Below are 21112 nucleotides of genomic sequence, written 5' to 3'. Positions count from 1 at the left end.
CTTCCGCACACGGTGCCCGGCCCGCCGGGGGCAAGGATCTTGAGGTGACCCGTAACCCGTCGGCCGGTCCGGGGTTGGTAGCGGTGGGGTGCCCGCTGCCTGTGCCCGGTGCCCGCCGATCAACTCGCCTCTGGACAGCGGGGAGGACAGCGAGCCGTGGCCGTGACGGAGTCGGTGACCGGGGAGACGTCCGGGGGAGCGCACACAGCGCACGAGGGGATCCTGAGACGCCAGTCCGCCCGCGAATCGCGCGCCCGCACCTACGCGCGCGCCCTCCCCATCGTGCCGGTGCGCGCCCGCGGCCTGACCATCGAGGGCGCCGACGGCCGCCGCTACCTGGACTGCCTCTCCGGCGCCGGCACCCTCGCCCTCGGCCACAACCACCCCGTCGTGCTGGAGGCCATCCGCAAGGTCCTCGACTCCGGCGCCCCGCTCTCCGTCCTCGACCTGGCGACCCCCGTCAAGGACGCCTTCATCACCGAACTGTTCCGCACGCTGCCTCCCGGCCTCGCCGACCGCGCCCGCGTCCAGTTCTGCGGGCCCGCCGGCACCGACGCCGTCGAGGCCGCCTTCAAACTCGTCCGCGCCGCGACCGGCCGCACCGGCATCCTCGCCTTCACCGGCGCCTACCACGGGATGACCACCGGCGCCCTGGCCGCCTCCGGCGGAGCCGGCGACGTCCGCGTCGCCCGGCTGCCCTACCCCCAGGACTACCGCTGCCCGTTCGGCGTCGGCGGCCCGCGCGGCGCCGAACTCGCCGCCCGCTGGACCGAGTCCGTCCTCGACGACCCCAAGTCCGGCGTCCCGCTGCCCGCCGGGATGATCCTCGAACCCGTCCAGGGCGAAGGCGGGGTCATCCCCGCCCCCGACGACTGGCTCCGCCGGATGCGCCGGCTCACCGCCGACCGGTCCATCCCCCTCATCGCCGACGAGGTCCAGACCGGGGTGGGCCGTACCGGCGCGTTCTGGGCCGTCGAACACAGCGGAGTCACCCCCGACGTGATGGTCCTCTCCAAGGCCATCGGCGGCAGCCTCCCCCTCGCCGTCGTCGTCTACCGCGACGACCTCGACGTCTGGGAACCCGGCGCTCACGCCGGCACCTTCCGCGGCAACCAACTCGCCATGGCCGCCGGCACCGCCACCCTCGCCCACGTCCGCGAAAACGCCCTCGCCGACCGCGCGCGCCTCCTCGGCTCCCACATGCTCACCCAACTCCGCACCCTCCAGTCCGAGTTCGCCTGCGTAGGGGATGTGCGGGGCCGAGGACTGATGATCGGCGTGGAGTTGGTGGATCCCGAGGGAGACGCCCGTCCAGGGCAGCGGGCGGCCCCGGCCCCGGCTTCGGCCCCGGCGCCGGGACTGGGACTGGGACTGGGACTGGGACTGGGCGATTCTGCGGCCGGTTTTGCGGAGACGGCGGGTGACGGAGTGTGCGGGGGCTGGCGGGGTGGTGGGGCCGGTTCGGCGGAGACGGCGGGTGAGGCGGTGCGTGGTGGCGGCCGGGGTGGTGGGGCCGGTTCGGCGGAGACGGCGGGTGAGGCGGTGCGTGGTGGCGGCCGGGGTGGTGCGGTCGGTTCGGCGGAGGCGGCGGGTGAGGTGGTGCGTGGTGGTGGCCGGGGTGGTGCGGTCGGTTCGGCGGTGAGGCCGGGTGCCGAGGCGAACGCCGCCTGGTCGGACGGTGCGGCCAGATCCGGGCCGCACCCCGCCGCCCCCGAACTGGCCTCCGCCGTGCAGCGCGCCTGTCTGGAACGGGGTCTGATCGTCGAACTCGGCGGCCGCCACGCCGGTGTCGTACGACTCCTGCCGCCGCTGACCATCACCGACGAACAGGCGACCGCCGTACTGGACCGCCTCGCCGACGCCATCGCGGCAGTGGCCCGCGACCCGGCCGCCCACGGCGTCCGACGCCGACGCCCGGACGGCCGCGAGGAGCCGGCTGGGTAGCCGAGGGATCCGGAACGGGCCGACGGGCCGGACGCATCCGACGCATCCGGGAAGGCCCGGCCGACCGAGGCGGGTGACGTGCCCGAGGCGGACCGGTCGCCCGGAGCAGGGCTGGGAGGGAACCAGCCCGGCGGGCCGTCTGGAACGCACCGGCCCCCGCCACCGGAACACCGGGAGCAGACCGGTGCGCGGTCGGCCCGCCTCCAACCCACCCAGCCCCACCCAACCAACCCCCCCCACCCGCTCCCACCCGGGCGAACCGGCCGACCCGCCCCCGACCCCCTTCCTCCGCATCCCTCCCTCCAACTCCTCCGGACCGACAGCACTCCACTCACCTCTCACCTCCCGATCAGCCCCGTTCGCCCGGCACGAGGACGAACCCGCACCGCCCGAGCCCCGAGGAACCCCCTTGAACGCCACCCCCACCCCGGACGACCACGGAGACCAAGGCCCACAGGGACGTCCCGTTCCGCTCGCCGAGTCGGTTCCCCAGCAACGCGGCCGTACCTCCTCGCCCGAGAGCCCCCGCGACGACACCGGGGACCTGCTGGAACACCCCGATGCCCACACCGCCGCCCAGGCCGCCGCCGTGGAGAACCTGCTCCGCTGCTGGGTACGCGAGACGAACCTCCCCGCGCCCGACACCGGCACCCTCCGCATCCCGCTGCCCGCCAGCGGCGCGGGCCTGCTCACCCCGGTCCGCCACTGGTCCCCGACCGGTTGGCACCGCTTCGGCCCACCCCGCCTGACCAACGCCCCCCACACCGCGCCACCGGTCGACGCGGTCACCCTCGCCGCCCTCCTCACCCGCGAGACGGCGGCCGGAGCCGGAGCCGGAGCCGGAGCCGGAACTGGAGCCGCAGCCGGAACCAGAGCCGGAGCTGGCGCTGGAGGCGGGTCCGGAGGCGCCGGAGCCGACGCCAACCCCGGTCCCACCGACGGCGTCCCCGGCGTCGCCGAGCACGCCCCCGCCCCCGTCGCCCCGGCCACCCCCACCGATGGCCTGCCGGCCGCCCGAGCCACCCCGGACGACGGCGATCTCGTGGCCCGGGTCGCCGACTCCCTACGCCGTACGGTCACCTTCGTCGCGGACCGGCGCGCCCATCCCGCCGACGGTCCCGACCGCTTCCTCGCCGCCGAGCAGGCGCTCCTCCTCGGACACCCGCTGCACCCGACCCCGAAGAGCCGCGAGGGACTCACCGACTCCGAAGCCCGCCTCTACTCACCGGAGCTGCGCGGCTCGTTCCGTCTGCACTGGATGGCTGTCGCCTCCTCCCTTCTCGCCACCGACTCGGCCTGGACCGAGCGCGGCCGCCCCGTCCCCGCGCCGGACCTCGTGGAACGCCTGGTCGGCACGGCCCTGCCGCTGCCCCTTCCCGACGGCTACGCCGCCGCCCTGCCCCTGCACCCCTGGCAGGCCCGTGAGATCCGCCACCGTGAAGAGACCGCCGCTCTGCTCGACGCCGGGCTCCTCCGGGACCTGGGCCCGCTCGGCGCCCCCTGGCATCCCACCTCCTCCGTACGAACCGTCCACCGCACCGGCGCCCCCGCCATGCTCAAACTGTCGCTGGGCCTGCGCATCACCAACTCCCGCCGGGAGAACCTCCGCAAGGAACTCCACCGGGGCGTCGAGGTGCACCGCCTGCTCCGCACCGGTCTCGGCAAGCACTGGCAGGCCGCCCACCCAGGCTTCGACATCGTCCGAGACCCCGCCTGGCTGGCCGTCGACGGCCAGGACGGCCGCCCCGTGCCCGGGCTCGACGTGGTGATCCGGCACAACCCGTTCACCCCGGCCGACGACGTGTCCTGCGTCGCCGCGCTGGTCACCCCCCGTCCCCTCGACGCCCCGACGGCGCCCGACAGGCCCCGCCCGAACCGGTCACGGCTCGCCACGCTGCTCGCCAGGCTGGCCGAACGCACCGGCCGACCCATCGGCGCCGTCGGTGCCGAGTGGTTCCTGCGCTACCTGGAGCAGGTCGTCCGCCCGGTGCTCTGGCTCGACGGCGAGGCCGGCATCGCCCTGGAGGCCCACCAGCAGAACACCCTGCTCCTGCTGGACGCCGACGGCTGGCCCGCCGGCGGCCGCTACCGCGACAACCAGGGCTACTACTTCCGCGAGTCACGGCGGGCAGACCTGGACGCCCGGCTGCCCGGCATCGGCGAGCACAGCGACACCTTCGTCTCCGACGAGGTCACCGACGAACGCTTCGCCTACTACCTCGCCATCAACAACGTGCTCGGGCTGATCGGCGCGTTCGGCTCCCAACGTCTCGCCGACGAACACCTGCTGCTCGCCGCGTTCCGCCGGTTCCTCACCGACGCGGCCTCCGGTCCCGCCGGGCTGCACAGCTCCCTGCCCGGCCGCCTGCTCGACTCACCCGTCCTGCGCTGCAAGGCCAACCTGCTGACCCGGCTGCACGGCCTCGACGAAGTCGTCGGCCCGGTCGACACCCAGTCCGTCTACGTCACCATCACCAACCCCCTCCACTCCTGACCCTCCCGATCCCACCGACGCCGGGACCGCCCCACTCGCCACCGCCCTACCTGCCACCGACCCACTCACCACCGGCCGCACACCCCACTGCCTTTCTCGTACCACCTCTCTCGCACCGCCTTTCCCGCACCGCCCGTCATCCACCGACCGAGGAACATGACCCACCTCGTCTCCTGAGAGGAGCGCACCGTGCCTCCCACCGACGCGAGCGCCGACGCAGGCCCCGTCCCGGTTCACCCCGTGCACCCTGTCCATCCCGGCCATCCCGGCTGTTCCGGCCACCCTGGACCCGCCGAGGACGTCCGGGACTGCGAGGACACCCTGGACCTCCGCCTTCCCTCCGAACTCCGCGCCCTCTTCGCCGGACAGGCACCCGACGCCGACATCGGTGGGACGGCCGCCCCCGCCACCGAGGCACGCGTCCACACCCCCATCGGCCCCTTCGAGGTGTTCTTCGACGCACCCGACGCACCCGACGCGTCCGAGGCACTCGACACGGTCGATCTGCTCGACCAGGTCGGGACCTGGGGCCCCATCGAGACCCCCGTCGGCTCCTTCCGGCTCCAGCCGGTCCGTGTCGAACGCGACCTGCCGGCCATCAGCCGCTGGATGAACGACCCCGCCGTGGCCGCGTTCTGGCAACTGGCCGGTTCACTGACGCAGACCGAGGAGCATCTGCGCGCCCAACTCGCGGGAGACGGCCGCAGCGTGCCGTGTCTGGGCCTGCTCGACGGCACTCCCATGAGCTACTGGGAGATCTACCGGGCCGACCTGGACCCTCTCGCCCGCCACTATCCGGCCCGCCCGCACGACACCGGGATCCACCTCCTCATCGGCGATGTCGCCGACCGGCGACGGGGACTGGGGTCCGCCCTGCTCAGAGCCGTGGCCGATCTCGTACTCGACCGTCGCCCGGCCTGCGCGCGCGTCGTCGCGGAGCCCGATCTTCACAACACCCCCTCCGTGGCCGCCTTCCTCAACGCCGGCTACCGCTATGCCGCCGAGGTCGACCTGCCTGCCAAACGGGCCGCGCTCATGATCCGAGACCGGTCCCTACGTCATCTGATGTAGCGCTGAGTGATTGCGCGTACACATGTAGTACGAAGCGGCGACCGATCAAGTTCCCGGCCGTCCGAAAGAATTCGGACCGGTCCCGTCTCCGGCCTGCCCTTCTCCCCTTGGCCCGTCCGCCCAGGAGCCCCGGCGTGATCCCACCCCTCGTCCCCGCCTTGATCGCCCGATTGTCAGTGCCGGGTCGTAGGGTGGTCGCGCTATGACGAAGCCCTCACTCCCTGAACTCCTGCATGCCGCTGTCACAGCTGTCGGCGGCACGGAGCGCCCCGGCCAGGTGACCATGGCCGAATCGGTCGCCGGAGCGATCGACGACGGATCCCATCTGCTGGTCCAGGCCGGCACCGGCACCGGAAAGTCGCTCGGCTATCTGGTGCCCGCGCTCGCCCACGGGGAGCGGGTCGTCGTGGCGACGGCGACCCTGGCCCTGCAGAGACAGCTCGTGGAGCGGGACCTCCCGCGGACCGTCGACGCCCTGCACCCGCTGCTGCGCCGGCGGCCCGAGTTCGCGATGCTCAAGGGCAGGTCGAACTATCTGTGCCTGCACCGTCTGCACGAAGGGGTCCCGCAGGACGAGGAGGAGGGCCTCTTCGACCAGTTCGAGGCGGCCGCGCCCACCAGCAAGCTGGGCCAGGACCTGCTGCGGCTGCGGGACTGGTCCGACGAGACCGAGAGCGGCGACCGCGACGACCTCACCCCGGGTGTCTCCGACAAGGCCTGGGCGCAGGTGTCGGTCTCCTCCCGGGAGTGCCTCGGCGCGTCCAAGTGCGCCTACGGCGCGGAGTGCTTCGCCGAGATGGCCCGCGAGCGCGCGAAGCTCGCCGAGGTGGTCGTCACGAACCACGCCCTGCTCGCCATCGACGCCATCGAGGGTGCCCCGGTCCTCCCGCCGCACGAGGTGCTGATCGTGGACGAGGCGCACGAGCTGGTCTCCCGGGTCACCGGCGTCGCCACCGGCGAACTCACCCCGGGCCAGGTCAACCGCGCCGTCCGACGGGCCGCCAAGCTGATCGACGAGAAGGCCGCCGATCAGCTCCAGACCGCCGCCGAGGGCTTCGAGCGGCTGATGGAGCTGGCCCTGCCGGGCCGTCTGGAGGAGATCCCGGAGGATCTCGGCTATGCGCTGGCGGCCCTGCGGGACGCGGCCCGCACCGTGATCTCCGCGATCGGCACCACCCGCGACAAGTCGGTCCAGGACGAGGACGCGGTCCGCAAGCAGGCACTGGCCTCCGTGGAGACCGTGCACGACGTGGCGGAGCGGATCGTGAACGGCTCCGAGTGGGACGTCGTCTGGTACGAGCGTCACGACCGATTCGGCGCCTCCGTCCGCGTCGCCCCGATGTCCGTGTCGGGCCTGCTCAGGGAGAAGCTCTTCGCGGACCGCTCGGTCGTCCTCACCTCGGCGACCCTCAAGCTCGGCGGCGACTTCAACGGCGTCGGCGCCTCCCTGGGCCTCGCCCCGGAGGGCACGGAGGGCGAGGACCTCCCGCAGTGGAAGGGCCTCGACGTCGGATCCCCCTTCGACTACCCGAAGCAGGGCATCCTCTATGTCGCCAAGCACCTGTCCCGCCCCGCGCGGGACGGCGACCGCGCCGACATGCTCGACGAACTGACCGAACTGATCCAGGCCGCGGGCGGCCGTACCCTCGGTCTCTTCTCCTCGATGCGGGGCGCCCAGCAGGCCGCCGAGGAACTGCGGGTCCGGATCCCCGAGTTCCCGATACTGCTGCAGGGCGAGGAGACCCTAGGCGAGCTGATCAAGAACTTCGCGGCCGACCCGAAGACCTGTCTGTTCGGCACGCTGTCGCTGTGGCAGGGCGTGGACGTCCCCGGCCCCAGCTGCCAGCTGGTCGTCATGGACAAGATCCCGTTCCCGCGTCCGGACGACCCGCTGATGAGCGCCCGGCAGAAGGCGGTCGAGGACGCCGGCGGCAACGGCTTCATGGCGGTCGCCGCCACCCATGCCGCGCTGCTGATGGCCCAGGGCGCGGGCCGGCTGGTCCGAGCGTCGGGGGACCGGGGCGTGGTCGCGGTCCTCGATCAGCGGCTGGCCACCGCGCGGTACGGCGGGTATCTCAAGACGTCACTGCCCGACTTCTGGTACACCACGGACCGTAACCAGGTCCGGAAGTCGCTGGCGGCGATCGACGCGGTGGCCCGGCAGGCGGAGGCGCAGTGATCGCGGGTTGGCCTGACCGGCGCCGGTCAGGCCAACCCGCGATCCGCGGCAGGCGATCGGCGGTGCCAGGGCAGTACAAGACCCCGGAACCGGCGCAGGGGTCCCGGGGCCCGATCGGAGGGCGGGCGAGATGACCGCCCGCCGCAGGCGTCACACGCGCCGCAGTACCGCGACGACCTTGCCCAGGATGGTCGCGTCGTCGCCGGGGATCGGTTCGTAGGCCGCGTTGTGCGGGAGGAGCCACACATGGCCGTCCTCGCGCTTGAAGCGCTTGACCGTGGCCTCGCCGTCGAGCATGGCGGCGACGATGTCGCCGTTCTCGGCGACCGGCTGGCGGCGGACGGTGACCCAGTCGCCGTCGCAGATCGCGGCCTCGATCATGGAGTCACCGACGACCTTCAGCACGAACAGCTCGCCGTCACCCACCAGCTGCCGGGGCAGCGGGAAGACGTCCTCGACCGACTCCTCGGCGAGGATCGGTCCACCTGCGGCGATCCGGCCGACCAGCGGGACGTACGACGCGGCGGGCTTGCCGGCGGTGTCCGTGGGCTGCACGGTCACGGCCTGGTCGGAGCCGCGCACCTCGTACGCGCGCGGGCGGTGCGGGTCGCGGCGCAGGAAGCCCTTGCGTTCCAGTGCCATCAGCTGGTGCGCCACGGAGGACGTGCTCGACAGGCCGACGGCCTGGCCGATCTCCCGCATCGACGGCGGGTAGCCCCGCCGCTGCACCGAGTCCCGGATCACCTCGATCACCCGGCGCTGCCGGTCGGTCAGGCCCGAGCTGTCGGCCCGGATGCCTGGAGGTCGGCCCGGCAGGGAGCGCTTGTGTCCCTCGGGATTCACGGCTTCGTTCATGGCATGCACCGGGTCGAGTCGGCCCTGGGAGCGGTCCTGGGCGGTGATGGTGGCACTGTCTGCGGTCGTGGTCACGTCGGCCCCTCTCGATGGTCTCCCTGCTGGACAACGGTAGTTGCTTTCGAAAGGTTGCGCCAAACACACGTTCGAGTGAAAAAACGCGGTTCACCGCACGCGATCACATGTCTGGGTGTATGGCTTACGCGGTGCCCGGCGGGCAAAAGGGCCCATTGTTGTACTCTTCACCGCCGGGCCGATGGCCTTGTGGGTGTGCCCAGTCTGCCATCCGGACCGCCGCCGACCGGGACCGACGTCCCCATCTGCGCCGGAGTCGCACGCGACCTCCGTGCGGCGCCCACCGTATCTCCGTATCCGCCGTAGCGGTACGTGTGCGACACGCGCAACCTGGCGATGTATCAGCCAATCACCACATCTAGTGGTTGGATTGCTACAGCAGCCCACAAGTTGTGTTCCCCCCGGTCTCTCGTGCTCCTGAGATCGCCTATGCTTGGGGCTGCTTCGAGGGGCTCATGTGGCCCGGCGAGGCCATTGAGTCTGCTGTGAGGAGGGTTGGAGATCATGCACTGCCCCTTCTGCAGGCACCCCGACAGCCGCGTGGTCGACAGTCGTACGACCGACGACGGCACGTCGATCCGCAGGCGCCGCCAGTGTCCGGACTGCTCCCGTCGTTTCACGACCGTGGAGACGTGCTCGCTCATGGTGGTCAAGCGGTCCGGAGTCACCGAGCCATTCAGCCGTACCAAGGTCATCAACGGCGTGCGCAAGGCATGCCAGGGGCGACCTGTCACCGAGGACGCACTCGCCCAGCTCGGCCAGCGGGTCGAGGAGGCGGTGCGGGCCACCGGAAGCGCCGAGCTGACCACCCACGACGTGGGGCTGGCCATACTCGGTCCGTTGCAGGAGCTCGACCTCGTCGCCTACCTGCGATTCGCCTCCGTCTACCGGGCGTTCGACTCGCTCGAGGACTTCGAGGCCGCGATCGCGGAGCTCAGGCAGGCGGCGCAGGACCCCGTCGCGGACGACGAAGACGCGGGAGCGGGGAGCCAGGAGGACGATCACGGGCCGGGCGGAACCACTCGGGTGCCCGCGCCCGTCCATATCGCCGGCTGACAGGCGGACCGGAACCGGGCGGAGGCCCCGGATCCGGTTGTCGGACGGCGATCCAGGACTTGTTGCGGGGGCGGCTCAGCGTGCCCGCGACGCGCAAACAGAACAGCGTGCCACGGGAACATCGTGGCATTTCAGGGCGTTTTTGCCCGTAGAGGGAGGCGGCATGACAGAGACGGCGAGCGGTCCGGCACGGAGTTCCCGCGCGAAGGGGACGAAGGCCACCAAGGGGCTGCGTATCGAGCGCATCCACACCACCCCCGGCGTACACCCGTACGACGAGGTGAGCTGGGAGCGCCGTGACGTCGTCATGACCAACTGGCGCGACGGCTCGATCAACTTCGAGCAGCGTGGCGTCGAGTTCCCCGACTTCTGGTCGGTGAACGCGGTCAACATCGTCACCAGCAAGTACTTCCGCGGTGCCGTCGGCACCCCGCAGCGCGAGACCGGCCTCAAGCAGCTGATCGACCGCATCGTGAAGACGTACCGGAAGGCCGGCGAGGACTACAAGTACTTCGCGACGCCCGCCGACGCCGAGATCTTCGAGCACGAGCTGGCGTACGCCCTCCTGCACCAGATCTTCAGCTTCAACAGCCCCGTGTGGTTCAACGTGGGCACCCCGCAGCCCCAGCAGGTCTCCGCCTGCTTCATCCTGTCCGTCGACGACTCCATGGAGTCGATCCTCGACTGGTACAAGGAAGAGGGCATGATCTTCAAGGGCGGCTCCGGCGCCGGCCTGAACCTCTCCAGGATCCGCTCCTCCAAGGAGCTGCTCTCCTCCGGCGGCAACGCCTCGGGACCGGTCTCCTTCATGCGCGGCGCGGACGCCTCCGCGGGCACCATCAAGTCCGGCGGTGCCACCCGCCGCGCCGCCAAGATGGTCATCCTCGACGTCGACCACCCCGACATCGAGGACTTCATCGAGACCAAGGTCAAGGAGGAGGAGAAGATCCGCGCCCTCCGCGACGCGGGCTTCGACATGGACCTGGGCGGCGACGACATCACGTCCGTCCAGTACCAGAACGCCAACAACTCGGTCCGCGTGAACGACGAGTTCATGAAGGCGGTCGAGCAGGGCGGCCAGTTCGGTCTGCGCGCCCGCATGACCGGCGAGGTCATCGAGGAGATCGGCGCCAAGTCCCTCTTCCGCAAGATGGCCGAGGCCGCCTGGGCCTGCGCCGACCCGGGCATCCAGTACGACGACACGATCAACCACTGGCACACCTGCCCGGAGTCCGGCCGGATCAACGGCTCGAACCCCTGCAGCGAGTACATGCACCTGGACAACACGTCCTGCAACCTCGCCTCGCTGAACCTCATGAAGTTCCTCAAGGACGACGGCGAGGGCCACCAGTCCTTCGAGGTCGAGCGCTTCGCCAAGGTCGTCGAGCTGGTCATCACCGCGATGGACATCTCGATCTGCTTCGCGGACTTCCCGACCCAGAAGATCGGCGAGAACACCCGCGCCTTCCGCCAGCTCGGCATCGGCTACGCCAACCTCGGCGCCCTGCTGATGGCGACCGGCCACGCCTACGACTCCGACGGCGGCCGCGCCCTCGCCGGTGCCATCACCTCCCTGATGACCGGCACGGCGTACAAGCGCTCCTCGGAGCTCGCCGCGGTCGTCGGCCCGTACGACGGCTACGCCCGCAACGCCGACGCCCACAACCGCGTCATGAAGCAGCACGCCGACGCCAACACCACGGCCGTCCGCATGGACGACCTGGACACCCCGGTCTGGGCCGCCGCCACGGAGGCCTGGCAGGACGTGCTCCGCCTCGGTGAGAAGAACGGTTTCCGTAACTCCCAGGCGTCGGTCCTCGCCCCGACTGGCACCATCGGTCTCGCGATGTCCTGCGACACCACCGGCGTCGAGCCCGACCTCGCCCTGGTCAAGTTCAAGAAGCTGGTCGGCGGCGGCTCCATGCAGATCGTCAACGGCACGGTCCCGCAGGCCCTGCGCCGCCTGGGCTACCAGGAGGAGCAGATCGAGGCGATCGTCGCCCACATCGCCGAGAACGGCAATGTGATCGACGCCCCCGGTCTCAAGCAGGAGCACTACGAGGTCTTCGACTGCGCCATGGGCGAGCGGGCCATCTCCCCGATGGGCCACGTCCGCATGATGGCCGCGATCCAGCCCTGGATCTCCGGTGCCATCTCCAAGACGGTCAACATGCCGGAGACGGCGACCGTCGAGGAGGTCGAGGAGATCTACTACGAGGCCTGGAAGCTCGGCGTCAAGGCGCTCGCGATCTACCGCGACAACTGCAAGGTCGGCCAGCCCCTCTCCGCCAAGACCAAGGAGAAGGAGAAGGCGGAGGTCGCCGAGAAGGCCGAGGCGACCATCCGCGAGACGGTCGAGAAGGTCATCGAGTACCGCCCGGTCCGCAAGCGCCTTCCGAAGGGTCGTCCCGGTATCACCACGTCCTTCACCGTCGGCGGCGCCGAGGGCTACATGACGGCCAACTCCTACCCGGACGACGGCCTGGGCGAGGTCTTCCTGAAGATGTCCAAGCAGGGTTCCACCCTCGCGGGCATGATGGACGCCTTCTCCATCGCGGTCTCCGTCGGCCTCCAGTACGGCGTGCCGCTGGAGACGTACGTCTCGAAGTTCACCAACATGCGCTTCGAGCCGGCCGGTATGACGGACGACCCGGACGTGCGGATGGCGCAGTCGATCGTCGACTACATCTTCCGCCGCCTGGCGCTCGACTTCCTGCCCTTCGAGACGCGCTCCGCGCTCGGCATCCACTCCGCCGAGGAGCGTCAGCGCCACCTGGAGACGGGTTCGTACGAGGCCGCCGAGGACGAGGTCGACGTCGAGGGCCTGGCCCAGTCGGCGCCGCGCGCCCAGGAGCTGAAGGCCGTCACCATCCCGAAGCCCGAGGTGGTCAAGCCCGCCCCGAAGCAGGCCCACACCAGTGCCGAGCTGGTGGAGATGCAGCTGGGCATCCAGGCCGACGCCCCGCTCTGCTTCTCCTGCGGCACGAAGATGCAGCGGGCCGGTTCCTGCTACATCTGCGAGGGCTGCGGCTCGACCAGCGGCTGCAGCTGACGAGTCGGTGAAGTGAAGTAAGGGGCGCCGGTCCATGCCGGCGCCCCTTACCTTTGCGCGTGGTCGTGTTCGCCGTCAGGGGCGGCCGAGGGCGCCCATGGACCGGTGGAAGACGACCGGGTCGTCCTCGAAGCCGTGCAGGCCGGGGCGGAAGCCCCAGTCGCCGGACGGGTCGCGCACGAACTCCGCGATGGCGGCCGCCGTCGCCCCGAGGACCGAGCCGAAGTCGTCCTGGGCCAGCACGTTGTAGCCCTCCCGGACACGCAGCTCGGGGTTCAGGACATTCACGAACGTCCGGTGCGCGGAGCGCTGTTGGATGACGACTCCGACGACCACGCGCGTGTAGCGGCTGTCGAGACGGTCGAGTTCGAGCGTCATCACCTCGTCCCAGCCGAAGCCCTTGCCGTCCTGGCTGTCCCGATTGAGAAAGATCGTGCCGTCGGGCGAGCGGCTGTCGAAGTGCACCAGATAGGCCGGAGTTCCGTACGGGTCGGCTCCCGTGAACGTCCCGGCGACGATGTCGAGATCGGTGGGCGGCTGTCCGGACGGGCTGGGATCCCACTTCACCGCGACCTCGACCTTCCGGATCGCCTTGCTGAAACCGCTCACCACGCGTCCCCTTCCCCCTAGAGGTCCACTGCCCCAACTGTTGGGTTGTCCACGCTCTTTGTCCATCGTGCCACGCGCGCGGGGGCGCATGCGCGGGTGATCTCGGCCGGAGCGTGACCGGTGCCACGCCCCATGGCCTTACGATGGCGCGGTGCTGGTCAAGTGGATTCGCTGCACCGTGGTGGACCGCCGGGGCTTCGAGCGGGCGCAGCGAAAATGGGCGGGGCTTCTGGGGGAGCCGGGATTTCGGGGACAGGGCGGGGGCTGGAGTCGGCAGCGGCCGGGAGTGGCGCACATCTTCGCCTTCTGGGAGAGCCGTGCCTTCTACGACTCCTTCATGGCGCGTTCGCACGACCGTCTGGCCGCGTCCCAGTCGGGCACCTACAAGGATCAGCAGGTCAAGCTGTTCGAGTACCGTTTCGACGTGAAGACCGGTTTCGAGCCGCGGTTCACGGACAGCGACCTGGTCCGGGTGGCGCTCTGCCGGGTGCACGAGGAGCGCGTCGAGCACTTCACGCTGATGCAGGAGAAGGTCTGGAACCCGGCGATGGCGGGCTCGCCCGGCATGATCCGCGGCATGTTCGCGGAGGCTCCCGAGCACGAGTTCATGATCCTCTCGATGTGGCGGTCGGCCGCCGAACACGGCAAGTACCGCACGGAGCGGGTGGAGCGGCTGGCGCTGCGTGCCCAGACGGAGGCCGACATCGCGGCGCTCACGGGGGACATCGTGGAGCTCGAACCGAGTTGGATCGTTTGAATATCCAACCCTCGGTTTGTGTGATGTGCGCTGTATGGGGCCCATCCGAGTGCTCGATTTTTCGTCACTCGATCTAGGGTTTTGGCATGGCACGACCACGGCGCATCGTCCTTGTCCGGCACGGCGAGTCAACCGGCAATGTCGACGACTCCGTGTACGAGCGGGAACCCGACCACTCGCTGGCCCTCACCGAGCGGGGCTGGCGGCAGGCGGAGGAGACCGGAAAGCGCATCCGGGAGATCTTCGGCCAGGAGCGCGTCAGCGTGTACGTCTCCCCGTACCGCCGTACACACGAGACCCTCCGCGCCTTCCACCTCGACCCGGACCTCATACGCGTGCGCGAGGAGCCCCGGCTGCGCGAACAGGACTGGGGAAACTGGCAGGACCGCGACGACGTACGCCTGCAGAAGACGTACCGGGACGCCTACGGGCACTTCTTCTTCCGGTTCCCCCAGGGCGAGTCGGGTGCCGACGTCTACGACCGCGTCGGAGGCTTCCTGGAGAGCCTCTTCCGCAGCTTCGAGGCACCGGACCATCCGCCCAACGTGCTCCTGGTGACCCACGGCCTGGCGATGCGGCTGTTCTGCATGCGCTGGTTCCACTGGACGGTCGCGGACTTCGAGTCGCTCTCCAACCCCGGGAACGCCGAGATGCGGATGCTCGTTCTCGGGGACGACGGCAAGTACACCCTCGACCAGCCCTTCGACCGCTGGCGGGACCCGGAGCCGAACTGGATGAGCGGCTAGGCTGGCCGCGATGACCTTCTCCTTCGACTCCTCGACCCCCGGGCGCCTGGACCGCGCCCTGGCCAGCCTGCGCGGACTCGCCGTCGGTGACGCGCTGGGCTCACAGTTCTTCGTACCGGTGAACTACCCGCTGCTGAAGCGGCGCGAGCTGCCACCGGCTCCCTGGCAGTGGACCGACGACACGGAGATGGCCGGCTCGGTCGTCGCCGTCCTCGCCGCCCACCGCCGTATCGACCAGGACGCGCTGGCCCGCTCCTTCGCCGCGCACCACGACTTCGACCGGGGCTACGGCCCCGCCGTCAACCGGCTGCTCCGCCTCGTCCGGGAGGGCGGCGACTGGCGCGAGCTGGCCGCCGGGCTCTTCAACGGGCAGGGATCATGGGGCAACGGCGCCGCGATGCGCATCGCTCCCCTGGGCGCCTGGTACGCGGACGATCCGGAGCAGGCCACCCATCAGGCCGAGATCTCGGCCTATCCCACGCACCAGCACCGCGAGGCGGTGGTCGGTGCCATGGCCGTCGCCGCGGCAGCGGCCCTGGCCGCCGCGCCCGGCGGGCCCCCGAGCCCCGGAGCGCTCCTCGACGGGGTCGTCTCCCTCGTCCCGAAGAGCGCCGTCGGCCAGGGCCTGCGACGCGCCCGCGACATGCTCGACTACGCCGACGCGGGCACCGTCGCGGCCGTCCTCGGCTGCGGACGGCGTACGACCGCCCATGACACCGTCCCCTTCGCCCTCTGGTCGGCCGCCCGCTCCCTCGGCGACTACGAGACCGCGTTCTGGACGACCGCCCAGGTGGGCGGCGACGTGGATACCACCTGCGCCATCGTGGGCGGCGTAGTCGCGGGCGGCAGGGCGGGAGCGCCGCCGGCCGCGTGGCTGGAGCGTACGGAGGCGCTGCCGGAGTGGGTGCCGACGGGGACCGCTGTCGGCGGCTGACCCTCGGCGGGAGGCCTACTGCGGGAGGTCTACTGCGGGAGGTCTACTGCGGCGCCGGCCCGGCCCACCCGTCCTGAAGAGCGACGCTCCCGACCGCTCTCGAAACTCTCCGTGCCCGATGGGAACTCTGCGTGACCGTCGGGCGTTTTTCCGGCATCCGCTCCGCGCTCCGTCGTTCCGTCCGAGTGCGGACGGCGTAGAGACGCGGAGTCGCTGGGGGAGGGTGGGTGTCGGTGGTGCGGTTCGGATCGGCTCTTCTGAAGGTGATCACGGCGCTGACGGCTGTGCTGTGCGTGGCCGGACCGCTGTCGCTGTCGTTCGCCCCTCGGCGATCGCAGCGGCGGCAGCGGTCCGGCCGTCACCGGCTCCGCGGGGATCCGGTCGGGTCAGCCCGTCCCGTGGCCGGCCGTGCCGGCGAGCGCTTCGAGGTCGCTCTTGCTGATCTTGATCACCAGCAGGGCGGTGAGCAGGCCGACCCCGGCCATCGCGGCGGCGGGCACGAACGCGGTCGCGATGCCGTGCGCGAGCACCTCGTGCCCCCAGGGTGCGGGCAGTTGGTGGGTCTTGGCGAACTCCGCCTTCTGCTCCGGCGAACCGTCGGCGAGGAACTTCGGCAGCTGCTTCTTCGCCTCGTCCTTGCTGGCCGAGCCGAAGACCGTGGTCAGGATGGAGAGCCCCAGCGCACCACCCACCTGCTGCATGGCGTTCAGCAGCCCGGACGCCGCGCCCGCTTCCTGCGGCGCGACCCCGGAGACCGCCGTACTGGTCACCGTCACGAAGTTCAGGCCCATACCGAAGCCGAAGACCAGCATGGGCCCCAGCACGCCGCTGACGTACGAGCTGTCGGGCTTGATGAAGGTCAGCCAGGCCAGTGCCACGATCACGATCGCCGCTCCGGCGATCATGAACGGCTTGGGACCCAGGGTGGGCAGGAACCGCTGCGACAGCCCCGCGCCGGCGGCGATCGCCACGCTGATGGGCAGAAAGGCCAGCCCGGCCCTGATCGGGCTGTAGCCCAGCACGTTCTGCACGAACAGCACGATGTAGAAGAACATGCCGAACATCGCGGCGGCCAGGCTCAGCATGATCACATAAGTGCCGGAGCGGTTGCGGTCGGCGAACATCTTCAACGGGGTGATCGGTTCCCTGGCCCGGCGTTCGATGAAGACGAAGGCCAGCAGCAGGACCACCGAGGCGCCGAAGGAGCCGAGGGCCGGACCGTCGTGCCAGCCCTGTTCCGAGACACGGATGAAGCCGTACACGAGGGACGCCATGCCGGCCGTCGAGGCCAGCGCCCCCGCGATGTCGAACCGCCCCGGCTGCCGCTCGGACTCGTTGATGTACAGCGGGGTCAGCACGGCGATCAGCAGGCCGATCGGCACGTTGACGAAGAACACCGACCGCCAGTCGAGCCAGTCGGTGAGCAGGCCGCCGGAGAGCAGGCCGAGGGCGCCACCGCCTGCGGAGACGGCGGCGAACACCCCGAACGCCCGGTTCCGCTCGGGTCCTTCGGGGAAGGTGGTGGTGATCAGCGCCAGCGAGGTCGGCGACGCGATCGCGCCTCCCACGCCCTGGACCGCGCGCGCGGCCAGCAGTTGCCAGGGTTCCTGCGCGAGACCGCCGAGGAACGAGGCCACGGTGAACAGCAGGATGCCGGTCAGGAAGACCCGGCGGCGGCCGAGGATGTCACCGGCCCGCGCGCCGAGGAGCAGCAGACCGCCGAAGGTGAGCGTATAGGCGCTGACCACCCAGGTGAGGTCCGTGGTGCTGAAGTCGAGCGCTTCCTGGATATGAGGGAGGGCGATGTTCACAATCGTCGCGTCGAGTACGACCATGAGCTGACAGGCCGCGATGACGGTGAGCGCGATGCCGGGATGCCCCTCCCGGCGCGCCGCACCGGGTTTCTGATCCTGAGACAGTTGAGAGGTTGTCACTATGGGTCTCCCACCGAGGATTTAGTGAACGGTCGCGTTCACTGTCGCGCCCAACCGTAGTGAGCCCTCAGTAGTGAACGCAAGCGTTCACTTGGCCGCGCATCGGATACCGTGCCCCTTGTCGGCGCAACCTGTGCGCCCCGTTCTGGAACGCCCGCCTCCCCTTGCTTGCTGGAGAGACTCAGATGGTGACCTCGCGCCCGACGGCCGGCCCGGTGCAGACGGCAACCCCCCGTCGTCGCGGCGCGGTTCTCGAGCGCGCGATCCTGGACGCCGCCCTGGAGATGCTCAGTACCGTCGGCTGGAGCGGCCTCACTATGGAGGGTGTCGCCGCCGTCGCCCAGACCGGGAAGGCGGCGGTCTACCGCCGCTGGTCCTCCAAGGAGGATTTGGTCGCCGACGCGCTCCAGGCCGGTCTGCCCCGTTTGGAGGAGGCCCCCGACCTCGGGAACGTCCGCGACGACCTGCTCGCCCTGTGCCGGCAGGCCCGCGACGCGATGTTCTCGCGCCCCGGCTTCGCGCTGCGTTCGGTGATTCACGAATGCGATCACATGCAGGTTGAACGCTTCCATGGAGTGATCTTCGAGGGGGTCGTCGGCCCGACCACCCGGCTGATGAGTCAGGTCGTCACGCGAGGAATAGAGCGGGGAGACGTGCGCGCCGACGCGGCCAACGGCTATGTCCTGGACGCCATTCCGGCGATGATGATGTACCGCTCCAAGATTTCTGCAAGCGAATGGAGTGACGGGGACATCGCAGAGATGGTCGACCAGTTGATGCTTCCGCTGCTGTCCCCGCGCGGGGTCTGAGCCGCCGCCCGGGCGGGCCCCTGGTCCGTCCGTGAGACCGGGGTGTCGCCAAGGGATCGGTGCGGCGTACCCTAAGTGCGCCATGCCGTACGAACCACCCACTCACACCGTCGAGCGCTCCCTTCGCGCCACGACCGGAGCGAAGACCATTGCCGGTGTCGACGAGGTGGGGCGCGGCGCCTGGGCCGGGCCCGTCACCGTCTGTGCCGCGGTCACCGGTCTTCGCCGCCCGCCCGAGGGCCTCACCGACTCCAAGCTGCTGACAGTCAAGCGGCGCACGGAACTTGCCGAGGCGCTGCGGACGTGGGTCACGGCCTACGCCCTGGGCCATGCCTCGCCGGAGGAGATCGACGACCTCGGGATGACGGCCGCGCTGCGGCTCGCGGCGAGCCGCGCGCTGGAGGCCCTGCCGGTCCGGCCCGAGGCGGTCATCCTCGACGGGAAGCACGACTATCTCGGCGCCCCCTGGCGGGTGCGCACGGTCATCAAGGGTGACCGTTCGTGTGTGGCGGTCGCGGCGGCCTCGGTGATCGCCAAAGTTCAGCGCGACAAAATGATGGCCGAACTGGGTATCGACCATGCAGACTTCGGATTTGCGGACAACGCCGGGTACCCGTCGCCCGTGCACAAGGCCGCACTGGAGGAGCGGGGACCCACCCCGTACCACCGGTTGTCGTGGGCGTATCTTGATGCGCTGCCCCAGTGGCGGCATCTCAAGAAGGCCCGCAGCTGGGCGGAGGGAAGCACTTCGGAGATCGAGGGACAACTCGGCTTCGATTTCTGACGTCCTAGTCGCACTGTTGTGCCACCCGGTTCACCTGACCTGCACCAATGTTTGATAAAAATCAGCTCATGCCTCTCATTCCCGAGGAGCCTCAGATTCACGAGAGTGCCCAGGGTCCCCGCGCCACTCCGGCCAGTGGCCGTACCGCGCCGACCCCTCGTCCCGTACCCGGCCCCCGCCCCGTGGCCCCGCCGCGTCCCGGTCGTCCCGGCCCTCTGCGGCCCACGCCGCCGGTGCAGCGCACGCCGCGTGAGGTGGCCAAGCCAGGCCCGTCCGGCCCGGCCGTGTCCGCCGCCACAGCGGCGGCCCCGCAGATCCAGCTGATCCCGGCCACCGTCGAGAGCGCTCTCGACGCGGCCGAGGAGGCAGTGGACCTGCTTCTTGAGTCGGGCCGCGCCCCGGGTGAGGTGCTGGTGATCACCACCGGCGCGCAGCATCCGTGGGCCGACCACGAACTGTCCTTCGGTGAAGCCGCCTACTGGGCGCAGCACGACGCGGGCGACGACGTCTTCTACTCGGACGCCGCCGTCGCCTCCCGTGCCGCGATCCGCCCCGTGGTCGTCGTCGCCGTCAACGGTGGCGCCGACACCGTCGCTGCCACCGCCCTGCCGCTGGCCCTCTCCCGGGCCGGTGCCCTGCTGATCGTCTGCGGCGACCCGCAGCAGATCAACTCGGTGCTGGGCGCGGGCGTCTGAGCCACCTCCGGCACCTCGGGGACTTCCCGGAGGTACCGAAGGAGCCGCGGCGGCGGTACTGGCACGGTGGCGACTCCGCCGTGCCCGCACGCCGGTGGTGGCCGCCGTCCGGCGCGGACCGGCCGTGGGGCAGACCCTCGGCAGAAGGTCCGCGGACGTTCGGCGGCGGGGGATCCCGAACGCGGGTACCGGGCCGGATCCGGCGGGTGGCCGCACCACGGGCCGCCCTCCGCCGTGCCGCCCTGTCGTGCCGTGCGGCGGGAGACCCCGCCGGGCACCTCGCACGGCCGTTTCAGGGTGCCGTGCCCGGCGTTGAGCGCCCGGCCGGTGCCCCCTCGCGGGGGCCGGGGTTCAGCGGGCGGCCGCGCGGCGCAGCACCTCGGAGACGGCGCCCCCGGTGCGCGGTGACAGCGGCGGGGCCTCCGACAGGGCGAAGGGTTCGGGAGGCGAGTCGGCGTTGGGACGTCGTCCGCCGCGACCCTCGCCGAGCACCTGCCAGCCGTCGTGCGTCAGCGTGATGTACGCCCCGCAGCGCAGCCCGTGCAATGTGCACGCGTCCCGCAGCCCCCACATCCAGGCGCCGTCCTCCTCCGTCCAACGCGCGTCCCCCTCGCGGCAGTAGAGCAGTACGGCGGTCCGCACCGGGGTGCGGCGGCGCAGGTCGTGCGGGATCACCCGGCGCAGCTGGGCCAGCAGCGTGTTGCGGAACATCCAGCCGTCGGCAGGCGCCGAGCGCCGGCCGAAGGACGCGCTGGCGCACAGCCGTTCCTCGGGGTCGAGAACAGCCACCACGGCCGTGCCCGGCCGGGGCCGGTGGCGGGTGTGCAGCCCGCTGACGACCTCACGGGGGTTGCGCAGCAGGGGAATTCCGGCGTCGGCCCACTCCGAGGGCTCGAGCAGACGGCTGGCGGAAGCGGCGGACGCGGACGTCGACAACGATGCCGCCGAGGACGGAGCGAATCCGAAGGTCACGTTCCTCCCTTCGGCTACGCGCCCACACTGCGGGCGAGATCGGATTCGGGGGAGCGCGCACCGCAGTAAGGCCCAACCGGATCACGGCCGAGCCGCGCGGGGAGCGGACCCCAATTCTTCCTGTCGAACTGGAATGCGGCAACGAG

General features: G+C 70.9%; 16 protein-coding genes. 12 read left to right on the top strand and 4 right to left on the bottom strand.

Features of this window, described 5'->3' with window-relative positions; translation table 11 throughout:
• The first annotated feature begins 156 nt into the window (after positions 1-156).
• From ACIPSJ_RS36525 to ACIPSJ_RS36510, 4 genes are all read left to right on the top strand, one after another.
• A complete protein-coding gene (locus ACIPSJ_RS36525) occupies positions 157-1944 on the top strand; it encodes a diaminobutyrate--2-oxoglutarate transaminase family protein (RefSeq protein ID WP_401352374.1) in 1788 nt (595 codons plus the stop codon).
• Positions 1945-2353: 409 nt separating this feature from the next.
• Positions 2354-4438, top strand: a complete 2085-nt coding sequence (locus ACIPSJ_RS36520) for an IucA/IucC family protein (protein WP_401352371.1) — start codon at positions 2354-2356, stop codon at positions 4436-4438.
• 189 nt (positions 4439-4627) lie between these two features.
• Positions 4628-5509, top strand: coding sequence for a GNAT family N-acetyltransferase (locus tag ACIPSJ_RS36515; RefSeq protein WP_401352368.1), 882 nt, complete (start codon positions 4628-4630; stop codon positions 5507-5509).
• A 202-nt stretch (positions 5510-5711) separates the two neighbouring features.
• Positions 5712-7688, top strand: coding sequence for an ATP-dependent DNA helicase (locus ACIPSJ_RS36510; RefSeq protein ID WP_401352365.1), 1977 nt, complete (start codon positions 5712-5714; stop codon positions 7686-7688).
• Between the two features lie 150 nt (positions 7689-7838).
• Here the strand turns inward: ACIPSJ_RS36510 and lexA are convergent, their stop codons facing one another.
• A complete protein-coding gene (gene lexA / locus ACIPSJ_RS36505; RefSeq protein ID WP_133028126.1) occupies positions 7839-8618 on the bottom strand; it encodes a transcriptional repressor LexA in 780 nt (259 codons plus the stop codon).
• A gap of 504 nt (positions 8619-9122) precedes the next feature.
• Here lexA and nrdR point away from each other — a divergent pair.
• Entirely contained in the window at positions 9123-9674 is a 552-nt protein-coding gene (gene nrdR / locus ACIPSJ_RS36500) for a transcriptional regulator NrdR (RefSeq protein WP_359210730.1), read from the top strand.
• A 163-nt stretch (positions 9675-9837) separates the two neighbouring features.
• Positions 9838-12726 carry a vitamin B12-dependent ribonucleotide reductase gene (locus tag ACIPSJ_RS36495; protein WP_401352362.1) on the top strand — a complete coding sequence of 963 codons (2889 nt, stop codon included), beginning with the start codon at positions 9838-9840 and terminating at the stop codon, positions 12724-12726.
• Between the two features lie 75 nt (positions 12727-12801).
• Here ACIPSJ_RS36495 and ACIPSJ_RS36490 read toward each other — a convergent pair whose 3' ends face one another.
• Complete coding sequence (locus ACIPSJ_RS36490) at positions 12802-13335, bottom strand: TerD family protein (protein WP_359210735.1); 534 nt, start codon at positions 13333-13335, stop codon at positions 12802-12804.
• Positions 13336-13486: 151 nt separating this feature from the next.
• Here ACIPSJ_RS36490 and ACIPSJ_RS36485 point away from each other — a divergent pair, with 151 nt between their 5' ends.
• The 3 genes from ACIPSJ_RS36485 to ACIPSJ_RS36475 all read left to right on the top strand — a co-directional run bounded on the left by ACIPSJ_RS36485 (position 13487) and on the right by ACIPSJ_RS36475 (position 15772).
• On the top strand, positions 13487-14092 hold the full coding sequence (locus ACIPSJ_RS36485; RefSeq protein ID WP_355726427.1) for a YdbC family protein: 606 nt from the start codon (positions 13487-13489) through the stop codon (positions 14090-14092).
• 86 nt (positions 14093-14178) lie between these two features.
• Positions 14179-14838, top strand: coding sequence for a histidine phosphatase family protein (locus ACIPSJ_RS36480; RefSeq protein ID WP_355726429.1), 660 nt, complete (start codon positions 14179-14181; stop codon positions 14836-14838).
• Positions 14839-14848: 10 nt separating this feature from the next.
• The gene (locus ACIPSJ_RS36475) at positions 14849-15772 is read left to right on the top strand and encodes an ADP-ribosylglycohydrolase family protein (protein WP_359210741.1); all 924 of its coding nucleotides are present in this window, start codon (positions 14849-14851) and stop codon (positions 15770-15772) included.
• A gap of 386 nt (positions 15773-16158) precedes the next feature.
• Here the strand turns inward: ACIPSJ_RS36475 and ACIPSJ_RS36470 are convergent, their stop codons facing one another.
• Positions 16159-17706, bottom strand: a complete 1548-nt coding sequence (locus ACIPSJ_RS36470; RefSeq protein ID WP_359210744.1) for an MFS transporter — start codon at positions 17704-17706, stop codon at positions 16159-16161.
• Positions 17707-17891: 185 nt separating this feature from the next.
• Between ACIPSJ_RS36470 and ACIPSJ_RS36465 the strand changes: the two genes are divergently transcribed.
• The 3 genes from ACIPSJ_RS36465 to ACIPSJ_RS36455 all read left to right on the top strand — a co-directional run bounded on the left by ACIPSJ_RS36465 (position 17892) and on the right by ACIPSJ_RS36455 (position 19994).
• Positions 17892-18515, top strand: a complete 624-nt coding sequence (locus tag ACIPSJ_RS36465; RefSeq protein ID WP_401352357.1) for a TetR/AcrR family transcriptional regulator — start codon at positions 17892-17894, stop codon at positions 18513-18515.
• An 82-nt stretch (positions 18516-18597) separates the two neighbouring features.
• The gene (locus ACIPSJ_RS36460) at positions 18598-19299 is read left to right on the top strand and encodes a ribonuclease HII (protein ID WP_401352355.1); all 702 of its coding nucleotides are present in this window, start codon (positions 18598-18600) and stop codon (positions 19297-19299) included.
• A gap of 68 nt (positions 19300-19367) precedes the next feature.
• Positions 19368-19994 (top strand): hypothetical protein, encoded by a 627-nt coding sequence (locus ACIPSJ_RS36455; RefSeq protein WP_401352353.1) that lies wholly within the window; start codon positions 19368-19370, stop codon positions 19992-19994.
• Positions 19995-20345: 351 nt separating this feature from the next.
• Here ACIPSJ_RS36455 and ACIPSJ_RS36450 read toward each other — a convergent pair whose 3' ends face one another.
• On the bottom strand, positions 20346-20966 hold the full coding sequence (locus tag ACIPSJ_RS36450; RefSeq protein ID WP_359210754.1) for a hypothetical protein: 621 nt from the start codon (positions 20964-20966) through the stop codon (positions 20346-20348).
• Positions 20967-21112 lie beyond the last annotated feature (146 nt).

It is taken from the genome of Streptomyces sp. NPDC090088, assembly GCF_044747345.1.
Taxonomy (GTDB): domain Bacteria; phylum Actinomycetota; class Actinomycetes; order Streptomycetales; family Streptomycetaceae; genus Streptomyces.
This window is presented reverse-complemented; position numbering and strand designations above follow the sequence as displayed.